This is a genomic window from Vreelandella sp. GE22 (assembly GCF_968212445.1).
Genome location: NZ_OZ309110.1, coordinates 1,211,704 through 1,228,533, shown reverse-complemented (window position 1 = coordinate 1,228,533; position 16,830 = coordinate 1,211,704). Strand labels below are relative to the sequence as shown.

The 16,830-nt window shown below is 60.8% G+C and carries 16 protein-coding genes and 4 tRNA genes; 11 read left to right on the top strand and 9 right to left on the bottom strand.

All coding sequences use genetic code 11. From position 1 onward, the window contains the following. Positions 1-17 precede the first annotated feature (17 nt). Positions 18-2,048 (bottom strand): DNA polymerase III subunit gamma/tau, encoded by a 2,031-nt coding sequence (gene dnaX / locus ACWHRL_RS05805; RefSeq protein ID WP_447895598.1) that lies wholly within the window; start codon positions 2,046-2,048, stop codon positions 18-20. A gap of 136 nt (positions 2,049-2,184) precedes the next feature. Continuing rightward, the gene (gene grxD, locus ACWHRL_RS05800) at positions 2,185-2,541 is read right to left on the bottom strand and encodes a Grx4 family monothiol glutaredoxin (protein ID WP_447528299.1); all 357 of its coding nucleotides are present in this window, start codon (positions 2,539-2,541) and stop codon (positions 2,185-2,187) included. Between the two features lie 198 nt (positions 2,542-2,739). Between grxD and argF the strand changes: the two genes are divergently transcribed. After that, positions 2,740-3,657 carry an ornithine carbamoyltransferase gene (gene argF / locus ACWHRL_RS05795; RefSeq protein WP_447895597.1) on the top strand — a complete coding sequence of 306 codons (918 nt, stop codon included), beginning with the start codon at positions 2,740-2,742 and terminating at the stop codon, positions 3,655-3,657. A 92-nt stretch (positions 3,658-3,749) separates the two neighbouring features. Here argF and ACWHRL_RS05790 read toward each other — a convergent pair. Then, positions 3,750-3,825, bottom strand: a tRNA-Ala gene (locus tag ACWHRL_RS05790). A gap of 194 nt (positions 3,826-4,019) precedes the next feature. Here ACWHRL_RS05790 and uvrY point away from each other — a divergent pair. The 6 genes from uvrY to ACWHRL_RS05760 all read left to right on the top strand — a co-directional run bounded on the left by uvrY (position 4,020) and on the right by ACWHRL_RS05760 (position 7,592). Then, positions 4,020-4,670, top strand: a complete 651-nt coding sequence (gene uvrY, locus ACWHRL_RS05785; RefSeq protein WP_447895596.1) for a UvrY/SirA/GacA family response regulator transcription factor — start codon at positions 4,020-4,022, stop codon at positions 4,668-4,670. Positions 4,671-4,711: 41 nt separating this feature from the next. Further along, positions 4,712-6,526, top strand: a complete 1,815-nt coding sequence (uvrC, locus tag ACWHRL_RS05780; RefSeq protein WP_447895595.1) for an excinuclease ABC subunit UvrC — start codon at positions 4,712-4,714, stop codon at positions 6,524-6,526. A gap of 95 nt (positions 6,527-6,621) precedes the next feature. Beyond that, the gene (pgsA, locus tag ACWHRL_RS05775) at positions 6,622-7,170 is read left to right on the top strand and encodes a CDP-diacylglycerol--glycerol-3-phosphate 3-phosphatidyltransferase (RefSeq protein ID WP_447528295.1); all 549 of its coding nucleotides are present in this window, start codon (positions 6,622-6,624) and stop codon (positions 7,168-7,170) included. A 128-nt stretch (positions 7,171-7,298) separates the two neighbouring features. Continuing rightward, a tRNA-Gly gene (locus ACWHRL_RS05770) sits at positions 7,299-7,373 on the top strand. Positions 7,374-7,383: 10 nt separating this feature from the next. Continuing rightward, a tRNA-Cys gene (locus tag ACWHRL_RS05765) sits at positions 7,384-7,457 on the top strand. 48 nt (positions 7,458-7,505) lie between these two features. After that, positions 7,506-7,592, top strand: a tRNA-Leu gene (locus tag ACWHRL_RS05760). A gap of 128 nt (positions 7,593-7,720) precedes the next feature. Here the strand turns inward: ACWHRL_RS05760 and ACWHRL_RS05755 are convergent. Continuing rightward, positions 7,721-8,098, bottom strand: coding sequence for a hypothetical protein (locus ACWHRL_RS05755; RefSeq protein ID WP_447895594.1), 378 nt, complete (start codon positions 8,096-8,098; stop codon positions 7,721-7,723). Then, positions 8,079-8,372: an FAD assembly factor SdhE gene (locus tag ACWHRL_RS05750; protein ID WP_447895593.1), complete on the bottom strand. Its 294-nt coding sequence runs from the start codon at positions 8,370-8,372 to the stop codon at positions 8,079-8,081. Before ACWHRL_RS05750 ends, ACWHRL_RS05755 begins: the two co-directional genes overlap by 20 nt. Before the next feature lie 205 nt (positions 8,373-8,577). Here ACWHRL_RS05750 and ACWHRL_RS05745 point away from each other — a divergent pair, with 205 nt between their 5' ends. From ACWHRL_RS05745 to lapB, 3 genes are all read left to right on the top strand, one after another. Then, positions 8,578-8,874, top strand: coding sequence for an integration host factor subunit beta (locus tag ACWHRL_RS05745; protein WP_447528292.1), 297 nt, complete (start codon positions 8,578-8,580; stop codon positions 8,872-8,874). 108 nt (positions 8,875-8,982) lie between these two features. After that, positions 8,983-9,288: a lipopolysaccharide assembly protein LapA domain-containing protein gene (locus tag ACWHRL_RS05740; RefSeq protein ID WP_447528291.1), complete on the top strand. Its 306-nt coding sequence runs from the start codon at positions 8,983-8,985 to the stop codon at positions 9,286-9,288. Further along, on the top strand, positions 9,289-10,488 hold the full coding sequence (gene lapB / locus ACWHRL_RS05735) for a lipopolysaccharide assembly protein LapB (RefSeq protein WP_447895592.1): 1,200 nt from the start codon (positions 9,289-9,291) through the stop codon (positions 10,486-10,488). 12 nt (positions 10,489-10,500) lie between these two features. Here lapB and pyrF read toward each other — a convergent pair whose 3' ends face one another. Beyond that, complete coding sequence (gene pyrF, locus ACWHRL_RS05730) at positions 10,501-11,196, bottom strand: orotidine-5'-phosphate decarboxylase (RefSeq protein WP_447895591.1); 696 nt, start codon at positions 11,194-11,196, stop codon at positions 10,501-10,503. 222 nt (positions 11,197-11,418) lie between these two features. Between pyrF and ACWHRL_RS05725 the strand changes: the two genes are divergently transcribed. Continuing rightward, positions 11,419-11,697: a ComEA family DNA-binding protein gene (locus ACWHRL_RS05725; protein WP_447895590.1), complete on the top strand. Its 279-nt coding sequence runs from the start codon at positions 11,419-11,421 to the stop codon at positions 11,695-11,697. 89 nt (positions 11,698-11,786) lie between these two features. Here ACWHRL_RS05725 and prpF read toward each other — a convergent pair whose 3' ends face one another. From prpF to prpC, 3 genes are all read right to left on the bottom strand, one after another. After that, positions 11,787-12,962 carry a 2-methylaconitate cis-trans isomerase PrpF gene (gene prpF, locus ACWHRL_RS05720; protein WP_447895589.1) on the bottom strand — a complete coding sequence of 392 codons (1,176 nt, stop codon included), beginning with the start codon at positions 12,960-12,962 and terminating at the stop codon, positions 11,787-11,789. Between the two features lie 65 nt (positions 12,963-13,027). Then, entirely contained in the window at positions 13,028-15,664 is a 2,637-nt protein-coding gene (acnD, locus tag ACWHRL_RS05715; RefSeq protein WP_447895588.1) for a Fe/S-dependent 2-methylisocitrate dehydratase AcnD, read from the bottom strand. Positions 15,665-15,673: 9 nt separating this feature from the next. After that, positions 15,674-16,801 carry a bifunctional 2-methylcitrate synthase/citrate synthase gene (prpC, locus tag ACWHRL_RS05710; RefSeq protein WP_447528285.1) on the bottom strand — a complete coding sequence of 376 codons (1,128 nt, stop codon included), beginning with the start codon at positions 16,799-16,801 and terminating at the stop codon, positions 15,674-15,676. Positions 16,802-16,830 lie beyond the last annotated feature (29 nt).

The window sequence follows — 16,830 nt, the reverse complement described above, 5'->3', positions numbered from 1 at the left end:
CCGTAACCGTCCGGCTGTCATGGCGACTCCGGGGTTTTTGGCTTGACGCTGGATTCGTTGAGCGTCGCCCCGAAGGCTTGCTGTAATTTCTGTATATTGGGGTCGCGTTGCAATAGATCAACGGCCTCTTTGTGGCGCTCGCGCTGAAAGCGAAGCGTCTGATCTCGCGCGGTTTCCACGCCACTGTCGAGCTCGGCCACCTCGAAGCTGACCCGGCGCTTGAGCCCCTGCTCGCCCAGCGCTTTTTCGATGCGGGTTTGGTGGACATCGGCCTGCATCGCCGACTGACTAGGGTCGAGCTGCAATGTAATGGTCTGCCCATCGTCACTGGCCAACTGGCAGTGGGCGGCCAGATTACGCGTAAGCCCGCCAAGGCCCAGCGTATCGAAAAGGTTCAGCCAGCGCGCGTGGTCAAGCCGGGTATCGGCATCGAGCGGCGCCTCGGATGCCTCGGGTACCGCGGGTACTGCGGGTACAGGCTGGGCAGCGGGAGCCTCTACGGGGTCGGGAGCAACGCCGGCTTGGTGATCTGGTTCTGGCTCTGGCGCGTGCTCTGGTTCTGGTTCTGGCGCATCCGGATAGTCGAACTCGGGGGCCTCCGGGGCAGGCTCGTTCGGCGCGCCCTCTTGCACGGGTTCATCTGCCCGCTCCGGCGCTTTCGCATCGAAAGCGGTCTCGGGGGTGTCGCCGTAGGGGGCCGGTTCGTCCATTGCCCAGGGCGGCGGCGCCTGATCGGCAGGCTCGCTCTTTTGAGTGTCCTGCACTGGCGTATCCTGCACCGGCGTATCCTGCACCGGCGCGGGCGAAGGCGCCTCGGGCGCCGGTGCAGGCTCAGGCTTTTTTGGCTCGACCGCTTCTTGCGAGGCGCTGGCTTGCTCGGCGGCGGCGTGCTCGCCAGCAGGCTCGGCGCGCAGCGGCAGCGGCGTACGCGGCGGCTTGGGAACGCCCTGAGGGCGAAACGCCAGCATCCGCAGAAGCGTCATTTCCAGCGCGCTACGCAAGTCCGGGGCGTGTTCCATATCGCCGCGGCCCTGAATACCGATCTGATAGTAGAGCTGGATATCCTCGGCGGTGAAACGCTTGGCAAGCGTGAGAATCGTGTCACGATCGCCGTGGCTGTTGTCCACGGCACCGGGGACCATCTGGGCGACCGCCAGGCGGTGCAAAATAGCGCTCAGCTCGTCGAGCACCGCGGCGAAGTCCGGCCCCTGCTCCGAAAGCATGGCGACTTCCGTTAGCAGCGCCTGAACGTCGACATCCGCCAGTGCCTGGGCCAGCGCCATGATATGGCGATGGTCGAGGGTGCCGAGCATCGCCGCTACGTCGGCGTGGCGCACCGTCCCCTGGCCGAAGGCGATCGCCTGATCGGTCAGGCTCATGGCATCGCGCATCGAGCCTTCGGCGGCCTTGCCCAAAAGCCACAGGGCGCTCTCTTCGAACTCGACGCCCTCTTTTCCCAGCACGAACGTCAGATGCTCGACCACCCGCTCCGGCGGCATGTGCTTCAAGGTAAACTGCAAACAGCGCGAGAGCACCGTCGGCGGCAGCTTCTGCGGATCGGTGGTAGCGAGCAGGAATTTGACGTGGGGCGGCGGCTCTTCCAGCGTTTTCAGCAGCGCGTTGAAACTGCTGGTCGAGAGCATGTGCACCTCATCGATGAGATACACCTTGTAGCGTCCCTGCGTCGGCGCGTACTGAACGTTATCGAGAAGCTCGCGGGTGTCTTCCACCTTGGTGCGCGAGGCGGCGTCGACTTCGATCAGGTCGACAAAGCGCCCCTCGTCGATGGCGCGGCAGCTATCGCATGCACCGCACGGCGTGGAGGTAATGCCCTCGTCGCCGTCACCGCCCGCGGTGCAGTTCAGGCACTTGGCGAGTATACGCGCCAGGGTGGTCTTACCGACCCCACGGGTGCCGGTAAACAGATAGGCGTGATGAAGGCGCCCTTGGTCGAGGGCGTTGACCAGCGCACGCTGAACATGGGTCTGCCCCACCAGCTCGTGAAATGTACGCGGGCGCCATTTGCGGGCCAGAACCTGATAGCTCATTGAGCATTACTTCCTTGGGCGGGCTAACTCATCCGGCGCGGCCTGGCGCCGGATGAACACACATCGAGTAACGTCAAGCGATGGCAAAACGCCATGCTAGCGGTTGAATGAGAGCCCGCCAGCCGCTTGGCACGCGTTACTCGCTCGGGGCGTCGCTGCCCTCGTTGGCGGTGGCGCGCTGACCGGCATCCTTGATGAGCTTTTCGAGCTCGCCGCTTTGGTGCATTTCCATCACGATATCGCAGCCGCCCACCAGCTCGCCTTCGACCCAAAGCTGAGGGAAGGTCGGCCAGTTGGCAACCTTGGGCAGCTCGCTGCGAATATCCGGGTTGTCCAGCACGTTGACGAAGGCGAAACGCTCGCCGCAGCTCATCAGTGCCTGAACGGTTTGGGCCGAAAACCCGCATTGAGGCAGCTGAGGTGTGCCTTTCATGTAGATAAGAATCGGGTTTTCGCCGATTTGACGCTGAATATTCTCAACCGTTGTGCTCATGACGTACTCCTTCGATCGGTGGCGCGGTCGGTGCTAGTTTACGCGACTCAAAGTATCTGTTTAACCCTACCGCAACATAATGGCGATACCTGAGTAAACTACTCGGCTTTAACAATGCCCCTATTCTACCCATGCCGATGGCGTTGCGCATCCCCTGCGCCCTCGCTAGGATGGGGTATTTACGTGGAGAGACGCACCATGGCGACCCGCCATTTTCTGACCCTGATGGATTTAAGCCAGGATGAGCTCGCCTACTTGATGCAGCGCGCCATTTTGATCAAAACCGAGCTAAAAGCCCAGGGGCCGATCTACACACCGTTCAAAAACCGAACGCTTGCGATGATTTTCGAAAAATCCTCCACACGTACCCGGGTCTCTTTCGAGACGGGTATGACCCAGTTCGGCGGCCATGCGCTGTTTCTTTCCCCTCGCGACAGCCAGCTCGGTCGCGGTGAGCCGATCGAAGATACCGCCCGCGTGCTCTCTGAAATGGTCGATGCGGTCATGATTCGTACCTTTTCCCACGCAGGCATCGAAACCTTCGCAGCGGCCAGCACCGTGCCGGTGATCAACGCGCTCAGCGATGACTATCACCCCTGCCAACTGCTGGCTGACATCATGACCTGGATCGAGCATCGCGGTAGCGTCGAAGGCCGCACGGCGGTTTGGGTGGGTGATGGCAATAACATGTGCCACTCCTGGATCAACGCCGCGCGCCAGTTCGACTTCAACCTGCACGTCTGCTGCCCGAAAGGCTACGAGCCTCGCGCCGATATCCTGGCGGCCGCCGGGGAGCGCGTGACGCTTTTCCACGACCCGGTCGAGGCGACCCGCGGCGTGGACCTGATCACCACCGATGTCTGGGCCTCGATGGGCCAGGAAGAGGAGCAAGCCAAGCGCGAAGCCGACTTCGCCGGTTTCCAGGTGACCGAGGCAATGCTCGATAATGCCAAAGCGGATGCGCTGTTTTTGCACTGCCTGCCCGCCCACCGTGGCGAGGAGATCAGCGAAACCCTGCTCGACGACCCGCGCGCCGTGGTCTGGCAAGAAGCCGGCAACCGTCTGCACGCACAAAAAGCACTGATGGAATTTTTACTACTGGGTAAAATCACCTGAGCGCCGCGCCCGGCCAGATGCCGGGCGCTTTCGCATAAAGCCAAACGACAGGCACAAAAAAGCCTCGTTGAACAACGAGGCTTTTGGGAATTTGGTGGAGCCTAGCGGGATCGAACCGCTGACCTCAACACTGCCAGTGTTGCGCTCTCCCAGCTGAGCTAAGGCCCCTTTTGAACCAGCATAGATATAGCGCTGGATCGATGCAATTGCTTCCAAGTGCGCGGCGAATAGTAGAGCAGATCCAGATTCAAGTCAAGACGCTTTATTGAACAGTAAATACTAATTTTCCTTCAATAGAAGCTATGGCACTCTACGGCAAAGCCGATACCGGGTTTCAAGCGCATTGTATCAGGAGCACTCTCGTGATTAACGTACTCATCGCTGATGACCACCACCTGGTGAGGAGCAGTATCGCGCACTTGCTGGACGAAGAGTGCGATATTCATATTGCGGGCGAAGCCGACGATGGCGAAAGCGCTGTCTCGCTTTGTCGCAAGCTGAAGCCGGATCTGGTGCTCATGGATATTCGTATGCCCGGCATTGGCGGGCTAGAGGCGACTCGGCGCATCTGTCGCACCATGAAAAAGGTGCGCGTACTGATTCTGACCGCCTACGTAGAAGACAGCACGTTAAGGCGTATGCTGGAGGCCGGCGCGTCAGGTTTTTTAAGCAAGGGGGCCGATGCCACGGAGATGATCGAGGCCATCCGTCAAATCGATAGCGGTGGGCGCTACGTAAGCCAGGAGATCGCCCAGCGTCTGGCGCTGGCCCACTTCACCGAAGAAGACAGCCCGTTTCAAAACCTCTCACCCCGCGAGCTCCAGATCGCGCTGATGATCGTCAACTGTCAGCGCGTTCAGGACATCTCCGACCGCCTCCATCTGAGCCCCAAAACGGTCAACACTTATCGCTATAGGCTGTTCGAAAAGCTGGAAGTGGCCAGCGACGTCGAGCTTACCCATTTAGCGCTGCGCTACGGGCTGGTGGAGGGCTTTGACGCGCGCCAGGGTTAGGCCTACCATCCAGTTCCTGCCCCAGCACTTCTAAGCGCTCTATGACTTTCGATGCCAAGCAATTTTTAAGCTCGGTAAGCACCTCCCCGGGTGTTTACCGTATGCTCGATGACCAGCAAAACACGCTTTACGTCGGCAAGGCGAAGCGTCTCAAGGCGCGCCTGTCGAGTTATTTCCGCGGCCAGCTCAACGCCAAGACCCAGGCGATGGTGGCGCGCATTGCCGACGTGCAAGTGACCGTCACCCGCACCGAAACCGAAGCGCTGCTGCTCGAGCAAACCCTGATCAAGGAGCTGCGTCCGCCCTATAACATCCTGCTGCGCGACGACAAGTCCTACCCCTTCGTTTTCGTTACCGACCGCCACCCTTATCCTGCGCTCGAGTACAAGCGCGCACGTCAGCGTCGGGGTGACGGCCGCTACCTGGGGCCCTACCCCAGTAGCGGCGCGGTGAAGGAGAGCCTGACGCTGATGCAAAAAATCTTTCGCATCCGCAACTGCGAAGACAGCGTGTTCGCCAACCGCAGCCGGCCTTGCCTTCAGTACCAGATCGACCGCTGCAGTGCCCCCTGCGTGGACTATATTTCTCAACAAGAGTATCAGCGCGACGTCGAGCACGCCGTGATGTGCCTGGAGGGGAAAAGCGAGCACGTCACCCAAACGCTCAGCGATCAAATGGAAGCCGCAAGCCAAGCGCTCGATTTCGAAGAAGCCGGGCGCCTGCGCGACCAGATCGTCAAGCTCAGACAGCTTCAGCAGCGTCAGTTCGTGGATAACGAAAGCGGCGACGCGGATATTTTCGCGCTTGCCCATCGCCCCGGCGCCCAGGGTATTTCGGTCATGAGCATACGCGATGGGCGACTTCTAGGCGCCCGCCACCACACGCCCAAAAACGACTTGGAACTAACCGATGAGATGCTCTTGACCGAAGTCGTCAGCCAATACTATTTCGGCCAGCCGCATAATGTGCCCGCCGAGGTCATCACCAGCCACGCCCTGGACGATAGCCAACTGATTGCCGACGCGCTGAGCCAGCAGGCCGGCAAGCGAGTACGCGTCGCCCACCAGGTACGCGGTCACCGCGCTCAGTGGCAAAAACTGGCGATGACCAACGCCGAGCAGCAATTGGCCTCCCAACTCGCCAACAAGACGCAGCTCATGGCACGTTTCGAGGCGCTGCAGAAAGCGCTGGACCTGGAGAAAGCGCCCGAGCGGCTGGAGTGTTTCGACATCAGCCACAGTCAGGGCGAGGCAACGGTGGCGTCGTGCGTGGTATTCGACCAGCAAGGCCCGCGCAAAAGCGACTACCGCCATTTTCGTATCGAAGGCGTGGCCGCCGGCGACGACTACGCCGCGATGCAGCAGGCGCTGACGAGGCGCTTGAAGCGGGTCAAAAGCGGCGAAGCCGTCGCACCGGATATTTTGATCGTCGATGGCGGCAAGGGACAGCTCAATATGGCCCGAGGCGTTATCGGCGAGCTTGGGGTCGACGGCATCATTTTGCTCGGTGTTGCGAAGGGCACGACGCGCAAGGCCGGGCTCGAGACGCTGTTTCTGGAGAGCAGCGATAACCCGCTACCGATGGACCCGGCCTCACCCGCCCTTCATCTGATTCAGCACATTCGCGACGAGTCGCACCGCTTTGCGATTGCCGGCCACCGTGCTCAGCGCGACAAGGCCCGACGCACATCCACCTTGCAGGATATCCCCGGCGTGGGCCCCAAGCGCCGCCGGGAGCTGCTGCGCTTTTTTGGTGGATTGCAGGGCGTGCAGAAAGCAAGCAAGGATGAGCTTGCCCGAGTACCGGGGATTAGCGCGGCCATGGCGGCGACTATCTATCAGGCGCTTAACGGATAATCCACCACCGGCATGGATGCCGCGCCTCAAGGCGGATAGAATAGCGCCTACATACGTTTGATTCCCTGATTCTCCGGCAAGGATCGCGCCCTGCGATGAATATACCCAACATATTGACTCTGGCAAGAATCGTTTTCATCCCCCTATTGGTGGTGCTCTTCTATCTGCCCTATGGCTGGAGCATGCCGCTGGCGGCGGGGCTGTTCGCCCTGGCGTCGGTCACCGACTGGCTGGATGGCTATTTGGCCAGACTCTGGAATCAGTCGACCCCGTTCGGCGCCTTCCTCGACCCGGTGGCAGATAAGCTGATGGTCGCGGTGGCGCTGGCCTTGCTCATCGAACGCTTCGATAGCGCCCTGCTGACCCTGCCGGCGCTGGTGATTATCGGGCGCGAAATCGTCATCTCGGCGCTGCGCGAGTGGATGGCGGAGATGGGCAAGCGCGGCATGGTCGCCGTTTCCTGGATCGGAAAGCTCAAAACCACCCTGCAGATGGTGGCACTTTTGGTACTACTGGTGTTTCCACCGGGACACGACATCGCCATGGTCGGTGTGGCCATCCTTTACGCGGCGGCGATTTTAACGCTCTGGTCGATGCTCCAGTATCTGCACGCGGCCTGGCCACACCTGAGCCGTTCGATGTAATAGCCCAAGGCGTGGCCTACACAGCGGCCCACGCCCAGGCTTGGTAAATGCAGTATCTTATTGTACGTATTGAGCATTTCTTCGATTGACAAGTCTGCGTCAGTGCGTATAATTCGCCCTCGAGTCGAGCGGGAATAGCTCAGTGGTAGAGCATCGCCTTGCCAAGGCGAGGGTCGAGAGTTCGAATCTCTTTTCCCGCTCCATCGACTCCAAGGCTGGATGGCAGAGTGGTTATGCAGCGGACTGCAACTCCGTGTACGCCGGTTCGATTCCGACTCCAGCCTCCATATCCCATGACAGTGTCGCGATATCCTCCATTGCAGACACTGTTATACGCCCGGATGGCGAAATCGGTAGACGCAAGAGACTTAAAATCTCTCGGGGGCAACCCCGTGCCGGTTCAAGTCCGGCTCCGGGCACCACCTTTTCTTTCGTTTTCCCCGATACGCTCACGGCACTTTGCCGGGTTTCTTTGTGTATCACTCCCCTCGTAACGCTTTAGACCCTATCGCCAAGCGCACTTTGTGCTGCGCTACTTTCGCCTCACGCTTTAATGGCCCGGGCGATGCAGTCGCCGCCGCAGCGCCCGGTGGCTTTCGCTGGGCAGACTATCCGGCCAGAGCCAAAGCCGCTCCCCTCCCACCTCCAGTCCCAAAAGCCATGGCCCCAGGTAGTGGCAGCGAAGCGGCTGCTGGTCGCCGAGATCGCCACTGGCGAGCACCCAGCGCGCATAGAGCGCATCGTCAATCGGCTGGATGTAAAGCGAACCCGCCGGCTGGCGACGGGCGTGATGGGCGATCAAAAAAAGCATGACCGGCAAAGCACAAAGCACCCAAAGGGGCGAAGCGAAAGCGAGGCTTACGCCTAAAAGCCCCGCCGTCAGCGCCGAATGAATCAGCGCAGGGTAGTTAGAGCGTGCGATAGGCACTGTTATCGGTGGTTTCGGCATGCTCGACAATCATTTGAACCAGGCGGCGAAGGTCAGGATCGGCTGGCCACTCACGATGCATCAGCCAAACGAATAGATCCTGATCTTCTTCTTCGATCAGGCGCTGATAGGTCAACCGATCTTCTGCGGAAAGCGAGTCGAAGCGGTTTTCGAGGAAAGGAATAAGCAATAGATCCAGCTCCCACATGCCGCGGCGTGAATGCCAGTAAAGCCGTTTACGGAGAATGGCCTCCGGGGATGTATCGTCGCTCAACGTGGACCTCTACGAATTCGAAAATGAAAAGTCAGTATACCTGAGCTGTAGGGTCGCGCCAGCGCCCCGCTTCGCCTATGCTGTTATTCGACCTAGTACCTTGTTTTATCTAAATTGTTTTATAACACAATGCGCAGTATGCTGAGATGGATGTTATTCAGGCCGTAAGCTTTTACGACCTTTAACGTTTGCAGGGAGCCAACCGATGACCAAATCTGAATTAATCGAACAAATCGCGATGCGTCAACCGGAGCTATCCGCCAAGGAAGTCGAAACGGCGGTTCGTATTATTTTGGATGACATGACAGACGCCCTCTCAAGTGGTGGACGGGTCGAAATCCGCGGCTTTGGCAGCTTTTCGCTGCACTACCGCGAGCCGCGCATGGGCCGCAACCCCAAAACCGGCGACCCGGTAGACCTGGAGGGCAAGTATGTCCCCCACTTCAAACCCGGGAAAGAGCTTCGCGAGCAGGTGGATGCCAGCCGGGCACTGGGCTACTAAACGCGCCTTCACGCACCGGCTAAAACGCTGAAACACTTCAGGGATGACGCCGTGCCCCGACTCATACACAATAGACCCACCATGCACGTCACAGATTAGGAAATTCTCATGCGTTGGATCAAAGGGCTTTTACTGGCCATTATTTTACTGGTGGTGCTGCTTGTCGGCATTTTGTTCGCCGTCAACAACCAGCAGACGATTGCCCTGAACCTGATCTGGACAGAGCTTCCGCCGGTATCGCTATCGGTATGGCTACTCGCCACGCTCACCCTGGGCGTCATTCTGGGAATGCTTGCGATGCTGGGTGTTTATATCCGCTTGAAGGCGCGTTTGGCCCGCAGCGAGCGCCACAACAAGCAGCAGCAAAAAGAGCTGGATCGCCTGCGGACCCAGGAGTTCAAGGAAGTGGTGTAAATGCAGGACGTCGCGCTGCTTTGCACACTGCTTGCAGCCGTCGCTATCGGCTTTGGGCTGGGCGTGCGCTATCGCGCCAAACAAAGGCCAATCCGGCCGGCAAATCGGTCGCCTGCACTTTCCAAAGAGTATTTCGTCGGGCTCAACTATCTTCTCAACGAGCAGCCCGACGAGGCCATCAATACGTTCATCAATGCGCTGGACGTCAATAGCGAAACCGTCGAGACGCATATCGCCCTGGGTAAGCTCTTTCGCGCCCGGGGCGAGGCCGACAAGGCCGTCAGCATTCACCAGAACCTGCTCGCCCGCCCGGCGCTCTCCGTGTCCACCAACGAACACATTCAGCTCGAACTCGCCCAGGATTTCATCGCCCTGGGCGTTCACGACCGCGCCCAGCGGCTTTTAAAGACGCTGCTCGGCCAGACATCCAACGACACTTACCGGCTAAGCGCCAAGCGCCTTTTGCTCGATCTGCTCGACCGCGAACGCGAATGGCAGCAGGCACTGGATAACGTCCAGCCGATTCTCAAGCAGCAACCCGGTCTTCGCCGCGCGGCGGCCCACTGGCTTTGCGAACTCGCCGTCGAGGAGAAGGCACAGTCGAGCCGCCAGCTTGCGCGCAGACATTTGAAAAAAGCGTTGCAGATGGACGAGCACTGCGTACGGGCCACGCTTTTGTACGCCGAGCTCGACATGGAAAATGGCCACTATCAGCGCGCGATCGACTGGCTCGACCGAATCCCGGCTCAGGACGTGGATCACATCCCGACCATGCTCTCGGCGCTCAAGCACGCTTTCGAGCGCTCGGATAACCCCCAGGGCTTTGAAACCTACCTCTATAAGCTTCTGGGCCAGGCGCCCTACACCAGTGTGATCATTGCGCTGGGCGAACTCGTCCACCACCGCGATGGCGTGGACAGCGCCATCGAACGTACCGGCGAGTGGCTACGCGAAGCGCCAAGCCTGGGTGGGCTCGACTACCTGATCGACCTGTACCTGCAAAGCGAACGGCTAAGCGGCAAGACCAAGCCGGACACGCGACTTCTACTGCTAAAGCACCACACCGGCGCCCTGCTGGAGGGCCGCCCGCGCCACCGCTGTCGCCACTGCGGCCTCACCAGCGAAAACCTGGTGTGGCAGTGCCCTAGCTGCCGACGCTGGGGCACCATCAAACCGATAACCGGCATCGAAGGCGAATAGCAGCCCCGAGGGTTAGCCGATCTCCGCCTCTATCGCTTCGAGCGCGCCCATAGGTGACTCGGCTTGCGTGACCGGCCGCCCTACCACCAGGTGGGTGCTACCCGCTTCGAGTGCCTCACGCGGCGTCATGATGCGCTGTTGATCATTGGCCGCGGCAAAGCGGGGGCGAATACCCGGGGTGACCTTCAAAAACGCGTCGCCACAGGCACTCTTGATCGCTTTGGCTTCGCGGGCCGAACAGACCACCCCGGCCAGACCACTCTCCTGAGCCAGCCCCGCCAGGCGCATTACCTGCTCGTCGAGCCCTCCCATTACGCCAATATCCAAAAGCTCATCGCTTTGCATACTGGTGAGTACGGTCACGGCAATCAGGTGGGTTTCGAGGCCGTTCGCTTTCAGGCGATCCGCCGCCGCGCGCATCATCGACTGGCCGCCGCTGGCATGGACGTTGACCATCCATACGCCCTGTTCGGCGGCGGCCTGCACCGCCGCGGCCACGGTATTGGGAATATCGTGAAACTTGAGATCGAGAAAGACCTCGAAGCCGCGGCCGTGCAGCGCCTCGAGCACCGCCGGGCCGCTACGGGTAAAAAGCTCTTTACCCACCTTGACCCGGCAGCGGGCAGGGTCGAGCTGGTCCGCCATGCACAGTGCCTGGTCAAGCGAAGGGTAGTCGAGAGCGATAATAAGGGGAGAATCGGTTGCCACGGGCGCGCTCCTTGTTTGAACCGCACCATTATATCAGCCTTGCGATGCGCTTTTTGTAAGCGATTTCAACAGACGCTCAAGGGAAAATCCTACACATAGCGTCATACATGGATGACAGCGGCGTCCGCTTCCAACCACTAAGTTAATTAAGACCAAAGACACCTTAGAGGTCGTCTCTGGTACAAAACGAACACGATTCAAACACCATTAGAGGGGCTCATTATGCAGCGGATACTAAAAGGGTTAGTGGCGGCGGCCGCACTCGGCTTGAGTTTGAGCGGCGGGGCGTTTGCCCAATCGGTGGCGCCGATCAATGTCAACACGGCCGATGAGGAGCTGCTGGCCGAGCTTCCCGGGGTAGGGCCCAGCCGTGCGGTGGCGATCATCGAGGAGCGCGACGCCAATGGCAGCTTCGAAAACGCTAATGATTTAACCCGTGTCAGCGGCATTGGCGAAGCCACCGTCAGCTCGATGGAAGATCAGATCATCTTCGAAGAGTAACGCCTGAAAGAGCGTAACGCCTGGAAGAAAGACCGCCGCCCTGCCCACCTGCCCGGTGATCAGGGCGGCGGCTTTAACGGCGCCGGCGTTTAAACATCCCCCGGTACGAAGACCGTCCCTTTCATCAGCACTCGCGCGCTGCGGCTCATCAGCGCCTGGTCGATCTGCCAGCGGCCCTCGACGAGACTTGCTTTGGCGCCCACGTGCAGTACACCGGACGGATGGCCAAAGGTGACCGCCTCGATCTCGCCACCCCCGGCGGCTATATTGACCAGCGTTCCTTCAATGGCCGCTGCCGAGGCAATCGCCACCGCCGCGGTGCCCATCATGGCATGGTGAAGCTTGCCCATGGAGAGCGCACGCACGACCAGGTCGATCTCTTCAGCGCTGACCTCCTTGCCGCTCGAGGCGCTGTAGCGCGCCGCTGGAGCGACGAAGGCGACCTTGGGCGTGTGCTGGCGTGCCCCCGCCTGCTCGATAGTGCTCGCAAGCCCCATTTTCACCGAACCATGGGTGCGGATGGCTTCGAACATGGCAAGTGCGGCGGGGTCACCATTGATCGCCTCCTGAAGCTCGACGCCGGTATAACCCACCTCGTCGGCATTGACGAATATGGTCGGGATACCCGCATTGATCATGGTCGCTTTCAGCGTGCCCACCCCCGTCACTTCCAACTCATCAACCAGATTACCCGTCGGGAAGATCGCGCCTTCGCCGTCGGCGGGGTCGACAAAAGCGATCGGAATCTCGGCGGCGGGAAACGTCACGCCGTCGAGCTCGAAATCGCCGGTTTCCTGCACCTGGCCCTGGGTAATGGGCACCTTCGCGATAATGGTCTTGGCGATGTTCGCCTGCCAGATGCGTACCTCGGCCACGCCGTTAGCCGGGATTTTTGAAGCCTCGACCAGACCTGCGCGAATCGCAAAGGGGCCCACCGCGGCGGAAAGATTGCCGCAGTTGCCGCTCCAGTCCACGAAAGGCTGGTCGATGGAGACCTGACCGAACAGGTAATCCACGTCGTGCCCCGGTGATTCGCTTTTGGAAAGAATCACCGCCTTGCTGGTACTCGACGTCGCCCCGCCCATACCGTCGATCTGCTTCTCGAAAGGGTCGGGGCTTCCCATCAGGCGAAGCAGAAGCGCATCGCGCACGGCCCCAGGGGTCTGCGCCGCCTTGGGCAGATCATTGAGCGTAAAAAAAACACCCTTGCTGGTGCCGCCACGCATGTAGGTCGCGGGGATCTCGATTTGGGGGCTCGTCGCCATGGCTTGGCTCCTGAAACGCCCGGGCTGGCCGGGCGTGAATGAAGGGATGGGCAAAATACTGCGCGCTAGGCCGGGGTGGCCTCCAGAAAGTCCTGGGCGAAGCGCTGCAAGACGCCACCGGCGGCGTAGATGGTGACCTCTTCGGCGGTGTCGAGCCGACAGATCACCGGTACGCGCTCGGTAGCGCCGGCGCGATGGATCACCAGCGTCAAGGTAGCGCCGGGGGTGGCCTCGCCCTCCACGTCATACATCTCGGTGCCGTCCAGCGCCAGGGTCTTGCGCGTGGTGCCGGGCTCGAACTGAAGCGGCATCACGCCCATGCCCACCAGGTTGGTGCGGTGAATACGCTCGAAGCCTTCGGCGACGATGGCTTCCACACCGGCAAGGGCCACGCCCTTGGCCGCCCAGTCTCTTGATGAGCCCTGGCCGTAGTCGTTACCGGCGATGATGATCAAGGGCTGCTTGCGCGCCATGTAGGCTTCGATCGCCTCCCACATGCGCACCACTTTGCCCTCGGGCTCGAGGCGCGCAAGCGAGCCCTGGCGCACGTGACCCTGGTCATCGAGGGCCATCTCGTTGTAGAGCTTGGGGTTGGCAAAGGTCGCCCGCTGGGCGGTCAGATGATCGCCTCGGTGGGTGGCGTAGGAGTTGAAGTCCTCCTCCGGCAGGCCCATGTGCAGCAGGTATTCGCCGGCGGCGCTGTCCGGCAAAATGGCATTCGAGGGCGACAGATGGTCGGTGGTGATGTTGTCCGGCAGGATCGCCAGCGGGCGCAGGCCCTTGAGCGCCCGCGCGCGGGCCATGTTCCCTTCCCAGTAAGGTGGGCGGCGAATATAGGTGCTTTGCGGGCGCCACTCGTAAAGGGGCGCGACGTGCGCCTTCTCGCTCTTGTCCAGGTCGAACATCGGAATGTAGGTCTGGCGAAACTGCTCGGGCTTGACCGCGGACGCCACGATGGCGTCGATCTCGCTGTCCTCCGGCCAGATATCCTTGAGCGTCACTGGGTGACCCTCGTCGTCGACGCCGAGCACGTCCTTTTCGATATCGAAGCGAATGGTCCCGGCGATGGCGTAGGCGACCACCAGCGGCGGCGAGGCCAGAAACGCCTGCTTGGCGTGGGGGTGGATACGCCCGTCGAAGTTACGGTTACCCGAGAGCACCGCCGTGGCGTACAAATCCCGCTCGACGATCTCTTGTTGAATCTTCGGGTCCAATGATCCGGACATGCCGTTACAGGTCGTGCAGGCGTAGCCCACCACACCAAAGCCCAGCGCCTCCAGCTCATCCATCAGCCCGGCATCGTCCAGGTACATCTTCACGGTTTTCGAGCCCGGCGCCAGCGAGGACTTCACCCAGGGCTTGCGCAGTAGCCCCAGCCGGTTGGCGTTACGCGCAATCAGCCCCGCCGCGACCATGTTGCGCGGGTTGGAGGTATTGGTGCAGCTGGTGATCGCGGCGATGATCACCGCGCCATCCGGCATTCTGCCGGCGAGCTCGTCTTCCTGAGTCGCTTCAAACCCCACCGCGATACCGCGGCTTGCTAGCTCGGAGGTCGGCAGGTGCGCGTGGGGGTTCGACGGCCCGGCCAGGGTACGCGCCACGCTTGATAAATCGAAGGTCAGTACGCGCTCGTACTCGGCGGTGTCGAGATCACTCGCCCAGAGCCCGGTCTGCTTGGCGTAGGTTTCGACCAGCGCGACCTGTTCGTCGTCGCGTCCGGTAAGTTTCAGATAATCGATGGTTTGACCGTCGATGTAGAACATGGCGGCACTGGCGCCGTATTCCGGGGTCATGTTGGAGATCGTCGCCCGGTCGCCGACGCTGAGCGCATCCGCCCCCTCCCCGTAAAACTCGAGATACGCCCCCACCACGCGCGCTTGGCGCAGAAATTCGGTAATCGCCAGCACCATGTCGGTGCCGGTAATGCCCGGGCCGAGTTTGCCCGTTAGCTCGACGCCGACGATATCCGGCAGGCGCATCATCGAGGCGCGCCCCAGCATCACGCTTTCCGCTTCGAGCCCACCCACGCCGACCGAGATCACCCCGAGGGCGTCGACCATCGGCGTATGGCTGTCGGTGCCCACACAAGTATCCGGAAAGGCGACGCGCGCGCCGGTATCGTCCGGGCGGCACTGCACCACCGGCGACATCTTCTCCAGATTGATCTGGTGCATGATGCCGTTGCCCGGCGGGATCACGTCGACGTTCTCGAAGGCGAGCTTGGTCCAGTTGATGAAGTGAAAACGGTCGTCGTTTCGCCGGTCTTCGATGGCGCGGTTCTTGCCAAAGGCCTGGTCGTCGTCGCCGTTGTGCTCCACCGCCAGCGAATGATCGACGATCAATTGAGTGGGCACCACCGGGTTCACCTGGGCCGGGTCGCCGCCGCGCTCGGCAATGGCATCCCTGAGCCCTGCCAGGTCGACCAGTGCGGTCTGGCCCAGAATGTCGTGGCACACCACCCGCGCCGGGTACCAGGGAAAATCGAGATCCCGGCGGCGCTCGATGAGCTGGTTGAGCGCATCCGTTAAAAGCCCCGGCTCGCAGCGGCGCACCAGCTGCTCGGCAAGCACCCGCGAGGTAAACGGTAGCCCCGCGTAGGCGCCGGGCTTGATTGCCTCCACCGCCTCATGGGCGTCGAAAAAGTCCACCGGTTCGCCGTCCATCGAGGCACCGGGCAAGGTTTTACGGTACTCGGTATTCATCACTGCCTCCTATTCGCGCTCTTCGATCGGCACCCACTCGCTCTTCTCCGGGCCGGTATAGTCGGCGCTGGGCCGGATGATGCGATTATTGGCGCGCTGCTCGAACACGTGGGCCGCCCAGCCGGTCAGCCTGGACATCACGAAAATCGGGGTGAAGAGCTTGGTGGGAATATCCATGAAGTGATAGGCGCTGGCGTGGAAGAAATCCGCGTTGCAGAAAAGCTTTTTCTCCCGCCACATCACCTCCTCACAGCGCTCGGAGACTTTGTAGAGCGTGGTATCGCCCACGTCTTCGCTGAGCTTTTTCGACCACTGCTTGATGATGTCGTTGCGCGGGTCCGACTCGCGGTAGATAGCGTGGCCAAAGCCCATGACCTTCTCCTTGCGCTCGAGCTTGCCGAGCATTTCGCGCTCGGCTTCCTCAGGAGATGCCCAGTCCTGGATCATCGCCATGGCCGCCTCGTTGGCCCCACCGTGCAGCGGGCCTCTCAATGAACCGATCGCCCCGGTCACGCAGGAGTGCATGTCCGAAAGGGTCGAGGCGCAGACCCGGGCGGTAAAGGTCGAGGCGTTGAACTCGTGCTCGGCGTAGAGAATCAAGGAGACGTTCATGACCCGGGCATGGAGCTCGGAGGCGGGTGCGCCGCGCAGCATATTCAAAAAGTGCCCGCCCACCGAGCTATCGTCGGTTTCGGTGTCGATGCGCACGCCGTCGTGGCTGAAGCGGTACCAGTAGCAGATGATCGAGGGCAGCACCGCTAAAAGCCGGTCGGCGACGTCCTGCTGCTCGTCGAAGCTCTCCTCGGTCTCCAGATTACCCAGCATCGAGGTGCCGGTGCGCATGACGTCCATCGGATGAGCGTCTTTAGGGATTTCCTCGAGCACCGTTTTGAGCGCCTCGGGCAAGCCCCGCATGTTTTTCAACTGCTCGATGTAGAGATCGAGCTCGGACTGGTTGGGCAGTTTGCCTTTCAGTAACAGGTAGGCGACCTCTTCGAATCGGGCCTTCTCGGCCAGCTCCTTGATGTCGAAGCCCCGATAGGTAAGCCCCGAACCGGTTTTGCCCACGGTACAAAGCGCGGTGCTACCCGCGCTTTGGCCACGAAGTCCCGCGCCTGCCAGCGTCTTGTCAGCCATGGTGTGTCTCCTTTTTTTTCGAAATCATT